14 protein-coding genes are annotated in these 17,525 nt (G+C 56.0%); 10 read left to right on the top strand and 4 right to left on the bottom strand.

The window, feature by feature from the left end; genetic code table 11:
- Positions 1 to 96 precede the first annotated feature (96 nt).
- The 5 genes from LU684_RS20800 to LU684_RS20780 all read left to right on the top strand — a co-directional run bounded on the left by LU684_RS20800 (position 97) and on the right by LU684_RS20780 (position 5,267).
- Positions 97 to 1,395: a sigma-54 interaction domain-containing protein gene (locus LU684_RS20800; RefSeq protein WP_024717852.1), complete on the top strand. Its 1,299-nt coding sequence runs from the start codon at positions 97 to 99 to the stop codon at positions 1,393 to 1,395.
- 129 nt (positions 1,396 to 1,524) lie between these two features.
- Entirely contained in the window at positions 1,525 to 1,932 is a 408-nt protein-coding gene (locus LU684_RS20795) for an RcnB family protein (protein ID WP_232894985.1), read from the top strand.
- Positions 1,933 to 2,669: 737 nt separating this feature from the next.
- A complete protein-coding gene (locus LU684_RS20790) occupies positions 2,670 to 3,071 on the top strand; it encodes a hypothetical protein (protein ID WP_153428583.1) in 402 nt (133 codons plus the stop codon).
- An 81-nt stretch (positions 3,072 to 3,152) separates the two neighbouring features.
- The gene (locus tag LU684_RS20785) at positions 3,153 to 4,550 is read left to right on the top strand and encodes a hypothetical protein (RefSeq protein WP_223296393.1); all 1,398 of its coding nucleotides are present in this window, start codon (positions 3,153 to 3,155) and stop codon (positions 4,548 to 4,550) included.
- Positions 4,551 to 4,739: 189 nt separating this feature from the next.
- On the top strand, positions 4,740 to 5,267 hold the full coding sequence (locus LU684_RS20780) for a hypothetical protein (protein WP_012269855.1): 528 nt from the start codon (positions 4,740 to 4,742) through the stop codon (positions 5,265 to 5,267).
- Between the two features lie 101 nt (positions 5,268 to 5,368).
- On the opposite strand, the gene LU684_RS20775 is transcribed toward LU684_RS20780, so the two are convergent.
- The 3 genes from LU684_RS20775 to LU684_RS20765 form a co-directional block, all read right to left on the bottom strand.
- Complete coding sequence (locus LU684_RS20775) at positions 5,369 to 5,692, bottom strand: hypothetical protein (protein ID WP_010951457.1); 324 nt, start codon at positions 5,690 to 5,692, stop codon at positions 5,369 to 5,371.
- Between the two features lie 117 nt (positions 5,693 to 5,809).
- Positions 5,810 to 6,484: a heavy metal response regulator transcription factor gene (locus tag LU684_RS20770; protein ID WP_003253420.1), complete on the bottom strand. Its 675-nt coding sequence runs from the start codon at positions 6,482 to 6,484 to the stop codon at positions 5,810 to 5,812.
- Positions 6,485 to 6,973: 489 nt separating this feature from the next.
- Entirely contained in the window at positions 6,974 to 8,317 is a 1,344-nt protein-coding gene (locus tag LU684_RS20765) for an OprD family porin (RefSeq protein WP_003253422.1), read from the bottom strand.
- A 404-nt stretch (positions 8,318 to 8,721) separates the two neighbouring features.
- Here LU684_RS20765 and LU684_RS20760 point away from each other — a divergent pair, with 404 nt between their 5' ends.
- The 5 genes from LU684_RS20760 to LU684_RS20740 all read left to right on the top strand — a co-directional run bounded on the left by LU684_RS20760 (position 8,722) and on the right by LU684_RS20740 (position 17,184).
- Positions 8,722 to 9,993 carry a TolC family protein gene (locus tag LU684_RS20760; RefSeq protein ID WP_135002145.1) on the top strand — a complete coding sequence of 424 codons (1,272 nt, stop codon included), beginning with the start codon at positions 8,722 to 8,724 and terminating at the stop codon, positions 9,991 to 9,993.
- A gap of 68 nt (positions 9,994 to 10,061) precedes the next feature.
- The gene (locus LU684_RS20755) at positions 10,062 to 11,312 is read left to right on the top strand and encodes an efflux RND transporter periplasmic adaptor subunit (RefSeq protein ID WP_010951455.1); all 1,251 of its coding nucleotides are present in this window, start codon (positions 10,062 to 10,064) and stop codon (positions 11,310 to 11,312) included.
- A gap of 24 nt (positions 11,313 to 11,336) precedes the next feature.
- The gene (locus LU684_RS20750) at positions 11,337 to 14,498 is read left to right on the top strand and encodes a CusA/CzcA family heavy metal efflux RND transporter (protein WP_010951454.1); all 3,162 of its coding nucleotides are present in this window, start codon (positions 11,337 to 11,339) and stop codon (positions 14,496 to 14,498) included.
- Between the two features lie 162 nt (positions 14,499 to 14,660).
- The gene (locus LU684_RS20745; protein WP_003253432.1) at positions 14,661 to 14,984 is read left to right on the top strand and encodes a DUF2790 domain-containing protein; all 324 of its coding nucleotides are present in this window, start codon (positions 14,661 to 14,663) and stop codon (positions 14,982 to 14,984) included.
- Positions 14,985 to 15,186: 202 nt separating this feature from the next.
- Positions 15,187 to 17,184 (top strand): heavy metal translocating P-type ATPase, encoded by a 1,998-nt coding sequence (locus tag LU684_RS20740; protein WP_041476521.1) that lies wholly within the window; start codon positions 15,187 to 15,189, stop codon positions 17,182 to 17,184.
- Positions 17,185 to 17,276: 92 nt separating this feature from the next.
- On the opposite strand, the gene LU684_RS20735 is transcribed toward LU684_RS20740, so the two are convergent.
- Positions 17,277 to 17,501, bottom strand: coding sequence for a hypothetical protein (locus LU684_RS20735; protein ID WP_010951451.1), 225 nt, complete (start codon positions 17,499 to 17,501; stop codon positions 17,277 to 17,279).
- Between the last annotated feature and the right edge of the window lie 24 nt (positions 17,502 to 17,525).

Raw genomic sequence — 17,525 nt, 5'->3', positions numbered from 1 at the left:
AGCGATACTGGCAAGGCAGGTGGCAGTCGACTGTCAGCCAATGGCAGTGTTTGGCAGTCCTTGTTACGCTGCGCCGTTCATCCAAACGGTGCCGTCATGCCTGAAGCCCATCCCCTCATCCTAGCTCTGGTTTCCTACCTTGAGCACGATGCCCTGCCGGCCATCGTGCTGGATACCGACTACAACATCCTGGCCGCCAATGCCGCCTATCGCCGCCAGTTCGGTCAGCATGATCAGGCGCCGCTGGGTGAAAAATGCCACAAGGTCTCGCACCACTATGCCGTACCGTGCGACCAGGCCGGCGAGCATTGCCCAATGCGCAAGGCGTGGGACAGCAAGGTGCCCGAGCGAGTGCTGCATGTGCATCACACACCACGCGGCCCCGAGCATGTGGATGTCGAGCTGCGCCCGATTCTGGATGAGCAGGGCAGGGTGGTGGCGTTTGTCGAACGCCTGACCACCATCACTCTCGCGTCAGCGCAACCTCAGGAGCAGGGCCTGGTGGGCCGCGCACCAGCCTTCAAGGCTGCCTTGGCCAGCCTGCAACGTGCAGCGCCAGCGCAGATCCCGGTGCTGCTGCAGGGTGAGTCCGGTAGCGGTAAAGAGCTGTTCGCGCGTGCAGTGCACATGGGCAGCCCCCGAGCAAACGGCCCGTTGGTGGTAGTCGACTGCACCGGGTTGACCGAGTCGTTGTTCGAAAGCGAGTTGTTCGGTTATGAGAAAGGTGCGTTCACCGGTGCCCACCAGCGCAAGATCGGCCTGGCTGAGGCGGCACATGGCGGTACCCTGTTTCTCGACGAAATCGGCGAAGTACCGCTGGCGATGCAGGTAAAACTGCTACGCCTGATCGAGTCCGGCAGCTTCCGCCCGGTGGGTAGCCTGCGCACAGTGCATTCAGATTTTCGCCTGGTATCCGCTACCCATAAGCCGCTCAAGCAGATGGTTGCGCAGGGCTCCTTCCGTGAAGACTTGTACTACCGCATCAGCGGCTTTCCGATTCGCCTGCCGGCATTGCGCGAGCGGGTAGAAGACCTGCCGCTGCTCGCGCAAAGCCTGCTGCAGCGCATGGCCACGGCCGGTAAACCCACGCCCACGCTGAGTGACGATGCCTTGCAGCAACTTGGGTTGCATCCGTTTCCGGGCAATATCCGCGAGCTGCGCAACATCCTGGAGAGGGCGCGGCTGTTCGCCGATGACGGGCTGATCCGCCCTGAACACTTGCCGGAAGATATCGGGCCGCTGGCAGCGAACACGGCAGGTGGCCGTCGCACCCACCTGGGTGAGCTGGCGCAGGCGCTGGAAGAGTTCAAGGGCTCGCGTAGCGAACTGGCCAGCCATCTTGGCATGAGTGAACGTACACTGTATCGCCGCTTGAAGGCACTCGGACTGAACTGAATAGGCGGCAGACTTTACCGGACCTTTACCTGCGCCCTGACATTAAACGTAAAAAATCGTGGTCTGATCAGTTAACCGCATCTGGCAGTCAGCACTGGCCAGACGATAACAGGCAGAGGACCGCAGCAAATGAAGAAAACCCTAACCGTGATCTGCGCCGCGCTCATGCTCAGCGCACCGTTGGCCGGCTTCGCGCAGCCGGGCCCACCCGATCGACATGATGGCGGTCCATCGCACCAAGGCAACCCGCCACATGGCCAGCCCAAGCAACAGGGCCGACATGACAATGGCCGCGGCCCTGCTTACCGTGACTCGAACTTCCGCCCACAGCCAGGTATGCCTGTACCGCACCAGCAATGGCAGCGTGGTCATGCAGTTGATCCACATTACCGTGGTGACCGTTACTGGGTGACCGACTGGAAAGCCCGCCACCTGTATGCGCCACCGCGTGACCACCGTTGGCTGTATGTAAACGGCGACTATGTGTTGATGTCGATCGCCAATGGCAGGATCGTGAACATTCTTACCGGCTACTGATTTTTTGCAGGCACTAAAAAGCCCGCATCAGCGGGCTTTTTAGTGCCTGGCGAATTACACCTGATGTAGGTTCACAAAATAGGTGATAGGCCAGACCCCGTGAAATTGGAATCTTCGCCATTTTTTTTGTGAAATGAAGGGGTGCTTTTCACAGAAAAGCCGAGAAATCCCTACTCACCAATCACAAAAGTTGATTGGCCTGGAAAGGGCCGTTTACGACCGACGCGTGACTTTTCGGTAAGGGATGAGGAGTAGTCGCAGCGATCCTTTAGCTCCTAGTCTGGCGACCTTGGGTTCAGAATCCGACTGGCAATGCCCGCCGTCACTACTTCAGAGGAACCAGCTTCCTCTGCTGCCAAAATTGCGGGGGCTCATGCTGGTACCCAGGCCCGACAAATGCGCAGTTGCAGCCCTCAATTGCAAGGCTATCCAAAGCGGCACGCGTGTCAATCAAGATCTGATGCATGACGATGGCCGGCCTCACGGAGGTGAAACCGGAGATTCAGAATGACTAAACCGACCCCGTAGACACCAACCTCCACGAAGGCCGCTATCGACCCAAAGCTGTCCTTCAAGAAAGGCAGCTAACGGCGAGAAGCGGTCATTTTGTATCTACAGGTTTCGGGGCGATTCACTCGTCTGATGCTCAGGAGCACCAGGATGGGCGTCAAGGAGGTGGTCATCTTGAGGTGGACTATGCTGACCAGTTGCTCTCAAATCTAATCGTGAGGTCCTCCATGGCAAACCCCAATCTGCTGGCTCTATTCAGAGATGAAGTCCTTCTGACCGGGCCTGAAAGCTCCCTACCTAGCAACCTATCTCAGTTCTGGCTTGAGGAGCTCCAGAATCATCTGGAGAGGTATTTCGACGGTTTGAACTCGGAGTCAGATGCAGAAGAGAAGGATCTCGACATCTCCCTCCCACTCGCAGCGATCATCCACATCTTGTTCGCAAAAAATGGTGGGGAGGAGATATCCGAGAGCTCTGAAAAGCTGTACGAGTATTTCCAAGACTACCGGCTCGAACTGGCCCTTGAAGAGATCACGCGAAAGACTCATGTGGCTGCCGAGGCTGCAACCATTGAGACCATCTTCACCAACCGAGACGTCCTGGTGGAGCAAAGCCCCCTTCTTCAATAGGTACCTCCACCGATGCCATCGCCGGCGGGCACGCTCCGAGGCATTGATGGAATGCATTTTGACGACTGCCGAGATCAGCGAATGAAAGAAATTGCTGCGCCGATGTTCGATCTAATCGCTTTGTCGCTTCCACGAGGGTTGGGGTTTGGGGACAGCCCGCCAGTAGGGGCATGGCTTAGTGAGGACGGAATTTCTTGTGCCGCTCTAACCCGAAATATCAATTCCGGCAGCTTCGGAATTGTCACCTTGCGGCGTCGTGTCGATAGCGTGTGGGTGCTCCTCAGCCATGGTGAGTGCACCACTGGCGAGTCCGAAGCCCGCGCCTCAATCAGCCATTTTCTCTATACCCAAGCCCATCCGCTTCCACTCCCTTCAGGTGAACGACGACGTGCTCCTCTAAGCAGAATGGGTAAGCGCACACCAAGCGTGGTGTTCAAATCACTATTTGATCCAAGCCGCCGTATTGGGGCGTGGGCGCTGAATCAACTGTATCTCGCACTGCCATCCCCAGACAGAAATTGGGTTCCCGATTGCCAGACTGAGAATTTTCACACCCGCCTCTGGGAAGCCCACCTATTAGCGATTTTTCGTGAACAGGGACTCTTGGTCACCCAGCCTAAAGAATCACCCGATTTTCACATCGAGAATAGGCTGGGAGATGAGGCCTGGGTTGAAGCAGTGACAGCCAACCCGGAAGAGCGGTATGAGCATTTTGGCGCCTCGCCGGTCCCCCCACCCGCTGACCGACATGAGCGTTTCTTAGGAGCGGCTGCAGAAAGGTTTGCGAGGACCATCCAAAACAAATTGGACAAGCGTTACGAATCCCTACCGCACGTGGAGGGTAAGCCGCTCATTCTGGCCTTAGCCGATTTCCATGCGCCCAGTTCAATGCTGTGGAGCAGGGAGTCGCTCATCAGCTATCTCTATGGCTTTGCAGTTCACTCATCTGCGCATCGTGGTACGCACCTGATAACTGTGGAGGAAGAGACATCTCTGCTATCAGGGCGCCCCAACGGCCTATTTACGCTAATGGAAAATGCCCATCTTTCAGCGGTCATTTTCACCAATGCCTGCACAGTGCCAAAGCTCAGCCGAGTGCCGATCTCAGGTGGAGCTCATCTAGACGGGTACCGATACTTGCGGTTTGGTGAGTTTTTCGACCGTTCTCCGGGAGCATCACGAGGTATCCCATTTCTGTTGGATGTAGCGTCCAGCGACTACGGTCAGCTCTGGCCGCAATATGGCTACGAGCCGTGGTCTGCTGAAGTGGAGGTATTCCATAACCCTATGGCACTATACCCGGTGCCTAATGAGTTGATACCAGAAGTCACCCACTGGAGAGAAGTAAACGGAAGAGTCGAGTGCGAATCTTTCTTTGATGTATCCATACTCCGATCCAGAACACTCGTCCTCAGTGCAAACGCTAAGGTTCCGTCACTCGATGAGTTGCTGACAGCAGCCAGTCCTCCAGAGCTCTGACGGCGGCGGGGTGGCCGCATCGTTGCCACGCAGGTAGATGAGAATTTCTCAGCAAGCTACCCAGCCAGGGGAAGGACATGAGATCCCCTGCGCAATTCAGGACCGTTGAAGCGTCACCTCTCTTCGGGTAAAAGCATGACCGTCATACAACGCTACAACAGCGTCATACCCGAGAGCATAGGAAGAAAAATGTCGATCCAAGGACTAAAACGATACTTTGGAAACAAGATTCACGCAGTGATAATGATGGCCCCGCTTAAGCGGGAAATGATACGCCTCGGCATATGCACCCTTATGGCGATTATTCTGAATATCATCTTGTATACCGGCGTTGAAGTAGACGGCACCATCAAGCCGTGGGCAGAAACCCCGATAAAACTGTTTGCATCGTCGATGTTATTCGCCTTCATGATCAAGGCTTTTCTGCCAGTTCTCGGCTGGACGATACTGAAAGCAATGCTGTTGAGTGCGAACAATGCCTTCAGCGGCATACTGAGTTTTTTGGGCAATCAGTTCACAGGCGTCATGTACTGTACCGGAATTATTATGGGTTCTATCACGATTAAATTGTATATGGTTTCCGGGGTTTTAGACTCTGAGTTTGCTTATCTGTCCGCAATCGTATTTGCTTCCGGGGTTTTATATTTCTATGTGCTGCAATGCGCCATTCAAAAAACAATGAGTCCGGCCCTGCGTACACCAGCAGTACCGCGTTAAACCACTAGGCTGTGACTATTCATCTCTGGTGCTCAGTAGGCGCTCGCTCTGCTGAACCCTCACCCATACACAACCATTAATGGACTGGCCCGCCTTCGACTTTATGAAGAAGGCGAGCGAGCACGTGACTGATTGCGCATGTATTCCGAGATGAGACTTTCGAAATTGATGTCCGCCTCCTCAACGAGAATATTGACGTGACAGTACAGCTCTTCAGGACCTCTGAGATAATTGAAAATCCTTGATCTAACGATGCCGCAAACCCCTTCTTTGACCGCCGTAGAGGGGAGGTTGATAACATCGCCAACGCACGGGATAAGAGCTAGGCCATGGTCGCTGTTGAAGACAATGTCAGCTGGACAGGCATCAATGCTGGCATCGGATTGTCCTTGCGAAACCTGCTGATAATCAATGCTATACCTCATGTACAGCCTACCTCATTTGTTGAGTGAGGAATCAGCGCCGCGGATCGTAAACAGAAACCTCAAGTTCGCAAGCGACGGGAGCATGTAGCGGATTTTCGGTACTAGAGAGCTTGGCAACTATCGTTTTTCAAGCACATACCCTACGCCCCGAAGCGTATGTATCAGTTTGGTCTCGAAAGGGTCATCTATCTTGGCTCTGAGTCTTCGAATCGACACCTCTACAACGTTTGTGTCGCAGTCAAAATTCATATCCCAAACCTGCGAAATAATTTGGGTGCGGCTCAGCACCACACCGGTATTACGCATCAGGTAATGCAGTAACGCGAATTCTTTCGTGGTCAGGTCAATGCGCTGACCGTCCCTGAATGCCCTGTGCCGGCTCTGATCAAGCTCCAGGTCAGCGACGCGAATGACCTCTACGGATGCAGGGTGATCTGACCTGCGCATCAAGGCGCGAACCCGGGCCAGCAGCTCAGGGAACTCAAATGGCTTGATCAGGTAGTCATCTGCTCCGTTCTCCAGCCCCCGGACCTTATCCGCCAGCCGGCTTCTCGCCGTCAGCATCATGATACGGGAAGGGCAGTTTTTACGACGCAACAACTCAAGGACCTGCCAACCGTCCATCTCTGGCAGATTTATATCCAGGATAATCAGCTCATATTCGTGCTGCTTAGCCAAGAATAATCCATCTGACCCGGTGTGGACGCAATCTACGACATAGCCACATTCCGTCAGACCTTGACGCACATACTCCGCAGTTTTTACTTCATCCTCAATTACCAGAATTCGCATGGGATTTTGTCTCGATATCACTGAGCAATTAACCGCGCACGCGCGCCGGCATTATTGAAAGGGATGGTAAATCAAAATGAGCGTGCCGGGGCTCAAATGACGGATTTGTAATTTCTAGGTAATACAGTTGATAGTCTGGCGGTATATCTTGTCGCGGTTTGGGTTTGACAGTTGCGGGCCCTCTCTCCAGCAGGTGATTTGACCTTATGAAGTATTGGGTTATTTTCTTCTTTGTGCTGGCTTCGTTCCGCTCAGATGACGGCGAGGTCGCTCACATTGAAGAGACTGGTCATTGGTGTAGTCATGAACTTCACCGGCATGCGATGCGTACAATCGAACGCCTACTTGAATTTTAGGCAAAAAAAAGGCGCCCAATGGGCGCCAAATATCCACCTTTTACCAAAGGAGCACTTAAGCCACTCAAGGTGAATGCGTAATGCTCGTTTTACTAACAGGACCCGCCAATGGATAACTGGCCCAGTTAGCGAATTACAGAATCGAAAGCGGGTACTCGATGATTACACGAGTTTCATCCAGATCCGATTCGAAAGCAGTGGCACGCGTGGTTGCCTGGCGCAACCGGAAGGACAGATCTTTTGCCGGACCGGTTTGGACAACGTATTTGACTTCGACGTCACGCTCCCAACGCTTCTGATTGTCGAGCGGGTTGCCGTTGTCGTCGGTGCGCATGTAGAACTGGTTAGCGTTCGAGTAATCCGCACCCGAGCCTCTGGCGTAGCGCGTCATGAACGTCAGGCCTGGAATGCCGTAGCTGGTGAAGTTCAGGTCATAGCGCAGCATCCAGGAACGCTCTTTCGGCGAGTTGAAGTCGCTGTACTGGATGGAGTTGTCGACGAAAATCGAGTCCGACTGACGCAGGTAGTCGAAATCGTCGTCGCCGTTGTTGCGCTGATGCGACAGGGCCAGGGTGTGGGCACCGTAACGCACACCGACCTTGGCACTCCAGATGTTGTTGTCGAATTCACCCAGGCGCTTCTTACCTTCATCTACGGCTTTGTAGTAGTTGAAGCCACCGATCAGCGCCAGATCGTCGCTCAGCGGGTAAACCACGCTTGTGCCGGCGTAGTACTGATTCCAGACGTCTTTCAGCTGGCTGGCGTAGACGCTCACAGTCCAGTTGTCGTTGATCGAGTAGTCACCGCCACCGTAACCGATCCATGGCGAGTTGACCGGGCCGCCGTAGAACGTCACGAAGTTGTCGTTCAGGTTGCTTGAGACCGGCTGGCTCATCGCATGCAGACGACCACCCTGGAGGGTAAGGCCCTGGATGCTGGTGTTCTCAACGGTCACACCGCGGAAACTCTCTGGCAGCAGGCGAGAGTCACCCGATGCGACGACCGGGGTCGATGGGAAGACATCACCCACTTTCACGATGGTATCGAACAAGCGGACTTTGGCTGCGCCGCCGACCTTGGTGTATTCGTCGCGAGCTTCACCCTTGTTATCAACGGGCAGCACGTCGAAGGAGCTACGGCCGCCGTTGCGCCCATCACCGGTGTCGAGCTTGAGGCCGATCATGGCAAAGGCATCAACGCCAAAGCCAACGGTACCTTGGGTAAACCCGGAGTTGAATTTGCTGATGATCGCGTGCGCCCAGGCTTCGGAGTAGCCGTTCGTATTGCCCTTGCCACTGTTGTAAGTGGGGGCGGTGCTGTCGCGGTTATCACGGTTGAAGTAGAAGTTACGGTTCAACACTGTAAGGCTGCTGCCTTCAATGAAGCCTTCTGGCTTGTCTTCAGCTTGTGCCGAAATAGCATAGCTTCCAGACAGCGCAGAAACTGCCGCCAAATACAGTGGTACTTTGATTTTCATCCGATGCTCCTTTGATTCACGGCAGTTTTTATTATGTTTACCGGCGCGGGTGTCGTTAGTTGTTCTGACCCGGCGGCGCGCCTAGCGTAGCGCGAGCTCATATTTGCAGGCCGAAGATAACGGGAGGGTGATAGGACAATTACAATTTCGTCATCTACCTGTTATTCGGCACCTTCGCACCGCGTGTTTGCCATCTCTGTTGCTTGTATCGAAATCATCGTGTCGGGTTGGGTTTCCCAGTATTTACGGGCATTACAAAGCTTTCTTACGAAATTGTAATTTTCTAGCCACCCCTCTGATAGCTACCGCTCATTAGAGTGCCATCACCTAATCAAGTGGGGCTTGGCAGCTGTTTCGGCGTTCTCGCCAAGCTTTATCGAAGTTTGTGCACGAGGACCATCAAAGTGCCCCGGTATAACCGCAATGTCTTACCCAAGACCCCCGTCTCGCCCTGGAAGATCGCTGCACTCTGTGCAGTCATCTCTGGGTTGATGGCGCCTGCAGCCCTTGCCCAAAGCATCAGCTTGCCCCAGGCGCTTTCGACGGCCATGGATGCCAACCCAGACCTGGCCGCGGCCAGGCAAGAAATTGGGATCGCTGATGGTGCTCGCAAGCAGGCCGGGCTTATCCCCAACCCCACAATCTCGTATGACGTGGAAGACACCCGTCGTAACACCAGCCAGACGACTGTCTCTCTCAGCCAGACCCTTGAGCTGGGCGGTAAGCGGGGGGCTCGTGTTGACGTCGCCACATACGGGCAGACCGCCGCACAGCTTGAGTTAGACCGTCGCGTTAACGGCCTGCGTGCAGATGTCGTCCAAGCCTTTTACGCCGCGTTGCGGGCCCAGACAGGTCTCGACCTGGCCAAGCAATCTCTCGAACTGACTGAGCGCGGTCTTCGCATCGTCGATGGCCGTGTTCGCGCAGGTAAGTCGTCCCCAGTGGAGGCGACCCGCGCTCAAGTGCAACTGGCCGAAGCCCAGCTGCAAGTTCGACGTGCAGAAACGGAAAAAGCGACCGCTTACCAACAGCTCGCTCAAATTACCGGGAGCTCAGTCACCGTGTTTGATCGACTCGAATCGCCAACCCTCTCCCCGGGCTTGCCACCTCGCACTGAAGATCTGCTGGCTAAGCTCGACCAAACAGCAGAAATGCGTCAGGCCGTGGTGCAGATAGACAAGAGCGATGCCTCGCTCGGCTCAGAGAAAGCTCAGCGTATCCCGAACCTTACTGTCAGTGTAGGTAGCCAGTACGACCGCTCTGTGCGCGAGCGGGTCAACACTGTGGGCCTGTCTATCCCTTTGCCGCTGTTCGATCGTAACCAGGGCAACATTCTTTCCGCTTCTCGTCGTGCAGATCAGGCCCGGGACCAGCGCAATGCTGTTGAGCTGCGCCTGCGCACCGAAACCCAAACCGCGTTGAACCAATGGTCCACCGCCATGCAGGAGGTCGAGTCCTACGACAAGACCATTCTGCCTTCAGCCCAACAAGCCGTAGAGACCGCAACCCGCGGCTTCGAGATGGGCAAATTCGGTTTCATCGAAGTGCTGGATGCCCAGCGCACCTTGATCGTCGCTCGTGGCCAATACCTCGAATCGTTGGCAGCGGCGACCAATGCGCGTGCGCAGGTGGAAAGGGTTTATGGCGAAGTCGGCTCAACCGCCGGCACTCGCTGAACGGGCCAAACATTTTCTTCGGCACACAGCCTTGAACAAGCCGGTGCCTACGATCAGCAGGAGTAGCAATGGATAACAAACGCAAGATCGCCCTCGCGGTAGCCGCTGTGGCAGCCCTCGGATTTGGCAGCCTTGCCTGGAACAACAGTTCCGGACAGCAGGCCGCCAGTACTGCCGAGCATGGCGCTAACGATGGCCATGGCGACGAAAAGAAAGCCGCATCTGCCGCCAAAGAGGAAGGTGATGAGGGCCATGGTGAAGAAGGCCACAGCGAAGAGGGCGGTGAAGAAGAGGGCAAGCTGACGCTCAGCGCTGAACAGATCAAGGCCGCTGGTGTTGCCCTGGAAGCTGCAGCGCCTCGTGACCTCGGTACCGTCGTGAGCTTCCCTGGCGAAATTCGCTTCGACGAAGATCGTACTGCCCACGTGGTTCCTCGTGTTCCTGGCGTTGTTGAGGCTGTCCAGGCCAACCTGGGCGAGACGGTCAAGAAAGGGCAAGTCCTCGCGGTAATCGCCAGCCAGCAGATCTCTGACCTGCGCAGCGAACAACAGGCCGCACAGCGTCGCGTCGAACTGGCGCGTGTGACCTTCGAACGTGAGAAGCAACTGTGGCAGGACAAGATCTCTGCAGAGCAAGACTACCTCCAAGCACGCCAAGCGCTGCAAGAAGCGGAGATCTCCTTGGCCAACGCCAAGCAGAAGGTCGGCGCAATCGGTGCCTCGGTTAACTCCGTTGGCGGTAATCGTTACGAGCTCCGCGCTCCCTTCGACGCCGTGGTAGTGGAGAAACACCTGACCGTCGGCGAAGTCGTCAGCGAGGCGACCAACGCCTTCATCCTTTCCGACCTGAATCAGGTCTGGGCGACCTTCGCAGTTCCGCCGACAGATCTGGGCAAGGTCACGACTGGCCGTGCAGTGAAAGTCTCTTCGCCTGACATGAACGTCGAGGTCGAAGGGAAGGTGGGTTATGTCGGCAGCCTGCTGGGCGAGCAAAACCGTGCAGCTACTGTCCGCGTCACCTTGACCAACCCCAACGGCGCCTGGCGTCCAGGCCTGTTCGTAAACATTGCGGTCACCTCCCAGACCGATCGAGTTGCCGTAGCGGTCCCTGAGCACGCTGTGCAGACCGTTGAAGACAAACCTTCGGTATTCGTACGCACCCCAGATGGCTTTGACACCCGCCCGGTAAAACTGGGTCGCCGCGACAATGGGTACGTGGAAATCATCGACGGTATTGAAGCCGGCGCCCAGGTAGCAACCAGTGGCAGCTTCACACTCAAGTCCGAGCTCGGCAAAGCTTCTGCCGAACACGGTCACTGATGCGAACTGACAGGATGATTTCTCATGTTTGAACGTATCATCAGATTCGCCATCGAGCAGCGCATCGTAGTAATGATCGCCGTTCTGATCATGGCGGGTATCGGTATCTACAGCTATCAAAAGCTGCCCATCGATGCGGTACCCGATATCACCAACGTCCAGGTGCAGATCAACACTGCAGCGCCTGGTTACTCGCCCTTGGAAACCGAACAACGGATCACGTTTCCAGTTGAAACGGCCATGGCCGGTCTCCCGGGCCTTCAGCAGACCCGTTCCCTGTCTCGCTCTGGCCTGTCTCAGGTCACCGTGATCTTCAAGGATGGCACTGACATCTTCTTTGCCCGCCAGTTGATCAACGAGCGGCTGCAGGTTGCGAAGGAACAGCTGCCAGAAGGTGTAGAGGCCGTCATGGGTCCGGTATCTACCGGCCTCGGCGAGATCTTCCTGTGGACTGTTGAAGCCGAAGATGGCGCGGTCAAAGAGGACGGTACGCCGTACACCCCGACCGACCTGCGCGTGATCCAGGACTGGATCATCAAGCCTCAGCTGCGTAACGTCCCGGGTGTGGCCGAGATCAATACCATCGGCGGTTATGCCAAGCAGTTCCTGGTTGCGCCGGATCCAAAGCGCCTGGCTACCTACAAGCTGACACTCAATGACCTGGTCGCAGCGTTGGAAAGTAACAACGCCAACGTCGGTGCCGGCTACATCGAGCGTAATGGTGAACAGTTGCTCATCCGTGCACCGGGTCAGGTAGGCAATATCGAAGACATCGCCAACATCGTGATCACCAGTGTGGATGGTGCACCGATTCGCATCAGCAGCGTTGCTGACGTCAGCATCGGTAAAGAGCTCCGTACAGGTGCTGCTACTGAGAACGGCCGCGAAGTCGTGCTCGGTACCGTGTTCATGCTGATTGGTGAAAACAGCCGCACCGTATCTCAAGCTGTCGCCGCCAAATTGGCGGACATCAACCGCACCCTGCCAAAGGGCGTGGTGGCTGTGACTGTTTACGACCGTACCAACCTGGTTGAAAAAGCCATCGCGACGGTGAAGAAGAACCTGGTGGAAGGCGCGATCCTGGTTATCGCCATTCTGTTCCTGTTCCTCGGCAACATCCGTGCGGCTCTGATCACCGCGATGGTGATTCCGCTGTCCATGCTGTTCACCTTCACAGGCATGTTCAACAACAAGGTCAGTGCCAACTTAATGAGTTTGGGGGCACTCGACTTCGGCATCATCGTCGACGGTGCCGTGGTTATTGTAGAAAACGCGATCCGTCGACTGGCTCATGCGCAACATAAGCATGGCCGCATGCTCACCAAAACCGAACGCTTCCACGAGGTCTTTGCCGCGGCGCGAGAAGCTCGCCGGCCGCTGATCTTCGGTCAGCTGATCATCATGGTGGTGTACCTGCCGATCTTCGCCCTCACCGGCGTCGAAGGCAAAATGTTCCACCCGATGGCCTTCACCGTTGTGATGGCGCTGCTGGGTGCAATGGTCCTGTCCGTTACCTTTGTTCCTGCAGCTATTGCCATGTTCGTCACTGGCAAGGTGAAGGAAGAGGAAGGCGTGGTCATGCGCACAGCTCGACTGCGCTATGAACCGGTTCTGCAATGGGTGCTGGGACATCGGAACATCGCTTTCTCGGCCGCAGTAGCCTTGGTCGTGCTCAGTGGTTTGCTGGCAAGTCGTATGGGTAGCGAGTTCATCCCAAGCCTCAGTGAGGGTGACTTTGCGATGCAGGCCATGCGTGTGCCTGGAACGAGCCTCACTCAATCTGTCGAGATGCAGCAGCGTCTGGAGAAAGCGGTGATTGCGCAGGTGCCTGAAGTTGAGCGGATGTTCGCACGCTCGGGTACCGCAGAAATTGCATCTGACCCGATGCCGCCGAACGCCTCTGACGCCTACATCATGCTCAAGCCTCAGGATCAGTGGCCTAACCCGAAGAAGCCTCGTGATGAGCTGATTGCTGAAGTGCAGAAGGCCGCAGCGGGTGTTCCAGGAAGCAACTACGAGTTGTCGCAGCCAATCCAACTGCGTTTCAACGAGCTGATTTCGGGCGTGCGTAGTGACGTCGCTGTGAAAGTCTTCGGCGATGACATGGACGTGCTCAACAACACCGCCAACAAGATCGCGGCAGCGCTCAAAGCGGTCCCGGGCTCATCGGAAGTGAAAGTTGAGCAGACATCCGGCCTGCCGGTGCTGACCATCAACATTGACCGCGAAAAAGCAGCACGCTACGGCCTGAACATCGCGGATGTTCAGAACTCGATCGCTATCGCCGTGGGTGGCCGTCAGGCCGGCACGCTGTATGAGGGCGACCGTCGGTTCGACATGGTAGTACGCCTACCAGAGACCGTTCGCACCGACGTAGCGGGTATGTCCAGCTTGCTGATCCCGGTACCTGCCAATGCGGCACAGGGTGCCAATCAGATCGGCTTCATCCCGCTGTCCCAGGTCGCCAATCTGGACCTGCAACTGGGCCCGAACCAAATCAGCCGCGAGAACGGCAAACGTCTGGTTATCGTCAGCGCCAACGTTCGAGGCCGCGATCTGGGGTCCTTCGTTGAGGAGGCGACCGCATCGCTGGACAAGAAGGTGCAAATCCCTGCGGGCTACTGGACGACTTGGGGGGGCCAGTTCGAGCAGCTGCAGTCGGCTGCCAAACGCCTGCAGATCGTTGTTCCAGTCGCCTTGCTGCTGGTCATGACCTTGTTGTTCCTGATGTTCAACAACCTGAAGGACGGCATGCTGGTCTTCACCGGTATTCCATTCGCACTCACCGGTGGTGTTGTGGCGTTGTGGCTGCGGGACATCCCACTGTCGATCTCGGCAGGTGTCGGCTTCATTGCACTGTCCGGCGTTGCAGTACTGAACGGCCTGGTGATGATTGCCTTCATCCGCGGGCTAAGGGAGGAGGGACGAACGCTCAGACAGGCAGTCGATGAAGGTGCATTGACCCGTCTGCGACCTGTTCTGATGACAGCCTTGGTAGCGTCCCTGGGCTTCATCCCGATGGCTTTGGCCACCGGCACCGGTGCCGAAGTTCAGCGGCCATTGGCGACGGTGGTGATTGGCGGGATCCTGTCCTCCACCGCACTGACCTTGCTGGTACTGCCTGCCCTGTATCACTGGGCACACCGCAAGGATGAAGACGGCGACGAGGCCGAAGTGGTTAGCTAACAGCCTCCGCTAAAGAGAAGCCCACAACACGTGTTGTGGGCTTTTTTGTTTAAAGTGAAGTAGATGCACTTACCTTTCAAAATTGTAAGTTTCTCGTCATGCCGGTGATGCCTATGCATTGCTAAGGTTACGCCCGAGAAGTTTTGAAATTGAGAGGGTTTTATGAAAAAGCTAATTATCGCTGCTGCACTTGTTGTTTTCTCGGTGGCTTCGCAGGCCAACACTTTCTCCGAGAGCAAGCAGCTTCAATACACCAAGGAACACCAGACCGCAGTGGCCAAGTACGCGGAGAAAAATGGCAAGCCAATGCCAGAGATTCAGGATTACAAATATGGCATGAAGATAGACGTTGCGAAATTCGTACGTCAGTCGCAGGACCCCCGTACCTGCCAGGTCTATCCACGGTTGATGACCTTCGAGGACTCCCAGGGCACGCTCAAGACTGTTCGTTACTCGATGTATTCGCAATGCATCAACAACAAGTAGTAAACGATTTGAACAGAACAATTAGAGAATTCATAAATGCCAGGCAGTGCCTGGCATTTTTTATTACGCCCGATACCCCATAGCTTCGAAATGTTAACGCCTGGGCTCGGGCAAACCGTGCAATAGATCTTAGCCAACCAACAGAGACGGCTCCCCAACTGCAGAGGGCAATTGGAAGCCTTGACCCCAGAAGGGACGAGTTATGAAGAGTTTGCTTGAACGCCCTGATGACCAAGCCGGGCATGAAGGTCATAGCCATGAGCATGGCGGCATTTTTGGAATGAACACAGAGCTGATTTTCGCGCTGATCTGTGGTGCTCTCCTGGGTGCCGGAGCTCTCGCAGGAAAACTTGGCCTGATTGATCGTCTGCCTCTGATTCTGTACGTGTCGGCCTACGTGTTCGGTGGATGGTTCACCACTAAGGAAGCGGTTACCAACATCCGTCAGAAACGCTTCGAGATCGACTCGCTGATGCTTCTCGCCGCAGTCGGTGCCGCGAGCATCGGCGCCTGGGCGGAGGGGGCTCTGCTGCTGTTCCTGTTCAGTCTGGGGCATTCCCTTGAAAGCTACGCGATGGGGCGGGCCAAGAAAGCGATTGAGGCACTGTCCAAGCTCGCACCAGCCACCGCGATCGTACGCAGAGCAAATGGCACGGTGGAGATGCCCGTGGAGCTGCTGGTTCCCGGTGACGTTGTCATCGTGCGCCCCAATGACCGCCTGCCGGCCGATGGTTTTGTAGTCGTAGGCTCCTCAAGTATCAACCAGGCGCCAGTAACCGGTGAGAGCGTCCCCGTGGACAAGCAACCTGTTCCTGATGCCGAACTCGCACGCAGCAAGCCAGATGCAGTGGATGCAGCCTCGAAAGTCTTCGCCGGTACCATCAATGGCGAAACGCTCATCGAGGTTGAGGTAACCCGGCGCTCTACGGAGAGTACCTTGGCGCGGGTCATCAAGATGGTCAGTGAAGCCGAAGTCAGGAAGTCACCGACCCAGCGATTCACGGACCGCTTCCAACGCATATTCGTCCCGTTGGTTTTACTGCTGGTAGTCGGGCTGCTATTTGCCGGCATTTTCCTTGACGAGCCGTTCCGTGACTCGTTCTACCGGGCGATGGCCGTACTGGTTGCAGCCAGCCCCTGCGCGCTCGCGATCGCTACACCAAGCGCCATTCTCTCTGGCATCGCCAGGGCAGCCCGAGGTGGCGTGCTGATCAAGGGCGGTGCGCCACTTGAAGAGCTTGGATCATTGAATGCCATGGCATTCGACAAGACCGGTACCCTGACCGAAGGGCGCCCACGTATCACCGATGTAATACCCATAGGCGGCACGCAGATCGAGGATCTGCTAAACGTCGCCATCGCTGTGGAGTCGATGAGCGACCATCCGCTGGCTGCGGCAATTGTGCGTGACGGTGAAGAGATGATTGGCACACGGTGCCGATTCCAAGCCAAGAACATGAGCAACATGATTGGCCGCGGCGTGCGTGCTGAGCTTGATGGGCAGTTCGTCTGGATTGGCAAGGTCGAGATGTTCGGTACCAATGGTATTCCCGCACTCAGCAAGGCAGCCCTGGAGGCTGCGGAGCGTCTACGTCAGTCAGGCCGTACCACCATGGTGGTACGGCGTGCTGACAAGGATCTGGGCGCTATCGGGCTATTGGACACACCCCGGGAGGGGGCCAAAGAGGCACTCCAGAAGCTTAGAGAGATGGGCATCGAACGCATGGTCATGATTTCTGGAGACCACAACCGCGTTGCAGAGGCTGTAGCCAAACAAGTTGGCTTAGATGAAGCGTGGGGAGACCTGATGCCGGAAGACAAGGTCAAGGCCATCAAAAACCTGCGCCTTAGCGCCAAGGTGGCCATGGTGGGTGACGGCGTCAATGATGCCCCTGCCATGGCCAGTTCGAGCGTTGGTATCGCAATGGGGGCTGCTGGATCTGATGTTGCCCTGGAAACGGCTGATATCGCGCTTATGGCTGACGACATCAGGCAACTCCCATTTGCGGTGGGGCTGAGCCGTCACACGCGATCGATCATCCACCAGAATCTGTTCGTCAGCTTGGGGATTGTGGCCATCCTGGTTCCGTCCACCATCATGGGCTTGAGCATTGGTGCCGCTGTTGCGATCCATGAGGGCTCCACACTGTTGGTCGTCTTCAACGCCTTGCGCCTGTTGGCCTACCGCAGAAGCACCTGATCCCTGAGCTTCAATCATGAAGCTAAGCAGGGAAATGACCTGAAGTAGAAGTACGGGTCGTGCGCGATCAGCGCACGACCCGTACTTTTCTCTCACTCGTCGATCCCGATGCGCTTGAGGCTTTCAAGGGCCTTTCCGCACTCAGGTGAGCCATGCCGTAAGCCGCAGGCCAATGCAGCTTTGAGGCTCATGACACCGGCTACGAAACCGACTTGATTGCCGACTCCGTGTCCGTCCGCAAATCCCTGATCATACGCAATCTCGACAAGCGCATTGATCGCCGCCAGGGTGTCCTGTTTGTTTTTACTCTTTTGCATATCTACTCCGCGAGCATTCAGCTC

Origin of the sequence: Pseudomonas sp. NMI542_15, assembly GCF_021283425.1 — a bacterium.
Classification (GTDB): Bacteria; Pseudomonadota; Gammaproteobacteria; order Pseudomonadales; family Pseudomonadaceae; genus Aquipseudomonas; species Aquipseudomonas fortuita.
Note: the sequence above shows the minus strand (reverse complement) of the source record. Positions and strands in the feature narration are given on the sequence as shown.

Bases quoted from the DNA above. Each gene is read 5' to 3' on its own strand.
- LU684_RS20755 (WP_010951455.1), top strand. From the start codon at position 10,062: ATGGATAACAAACGCAAGATCGCCCTCGCGGTAGCCGCTGTGGCAGCC.
- LU684_RS20740 (WP_041476521.1), top strand. From the start codon at position 15,187: ATGAAGAGTTTGCTTGAACGCCCTGATGACCAAGCCGGGCATGAAGGT.
- LU684_RS20745 (WP_003253432.1), top strand. From the start codon at position 14,661: ATGAAAAAGCTAATTATCGCTGCTGCACTTGTTGTTTTCTCGGTGGCT.
- LU684_RS20765 (WP_003253422.1), bottom strand. From the start codon at position 8,317: ATGAAAATCAAAGTACCACTGTATTTGGCGGCAGTTTCTGCGCTGTCT.
- LU684_RS20790 (WP_153428583.1), top strand. From the start codon at position 2,670: ATGGCAAACCCCAATCTGCTGGCTCTATTCAGAGATGAAGTCCTTCTG.
- LU684_RS20750 (WP_010951454.1), top strand. From the start codon at position 11,337: ATGTTTGAACGTATCATCAGATTCGCCATCGAGCAGCGCATCGTAGTA.
- LU684_RS20795 (WP_232894985.1), top strand. From the start codon at position 1,525: ATGAAGAAAACCCTAACCGTGATCTGCGCCGCGCTCATGCTCAGCGCA.
- LU684_RS20800 (WP_024717852.1), top strand. From the start codon at position 97: ATGCCTGAAGCCCATCCCCTCATCCTAGCTCTGGTTTCCTACCTTGAG.
- LU684_RS20770 (WP_003253420.1), bottom strand. From the start codon at position 6,484: ATGCGAATTCTGGTAATTGAGGATGAAGTAAAAACTGCGGAGTATGTG.
- LU684_RS20780 (WP_012269855.1), top strand. From the start codon at position 4,740: ATGTCGATCCAAGGACTAAAACGATACTTTGGAAACAAGATTCACGCA.
- LU684_RS20785 (WP_223296393.1), top strand. From the start codon at position 3,153: ATGAAAGAAATTGCTGCGCCGATGTTCGATCTAATCGCTTTGTCGCTT.
- LU684_RS20735 (WP_010951451.1), bottom strand. From the start codon at position 17,501: ATGCAAAAGAGTAAAAACAAACAGGACACCCTGGCGGCGATCAATGCG.
- LU684_RS20775 (WP_010951457.1), bottom strand. From the start codon at position 5,692: ATGAGGTATAGCATTGATTATCAGCAGGTTTCGCAAGGACAATCCGAT.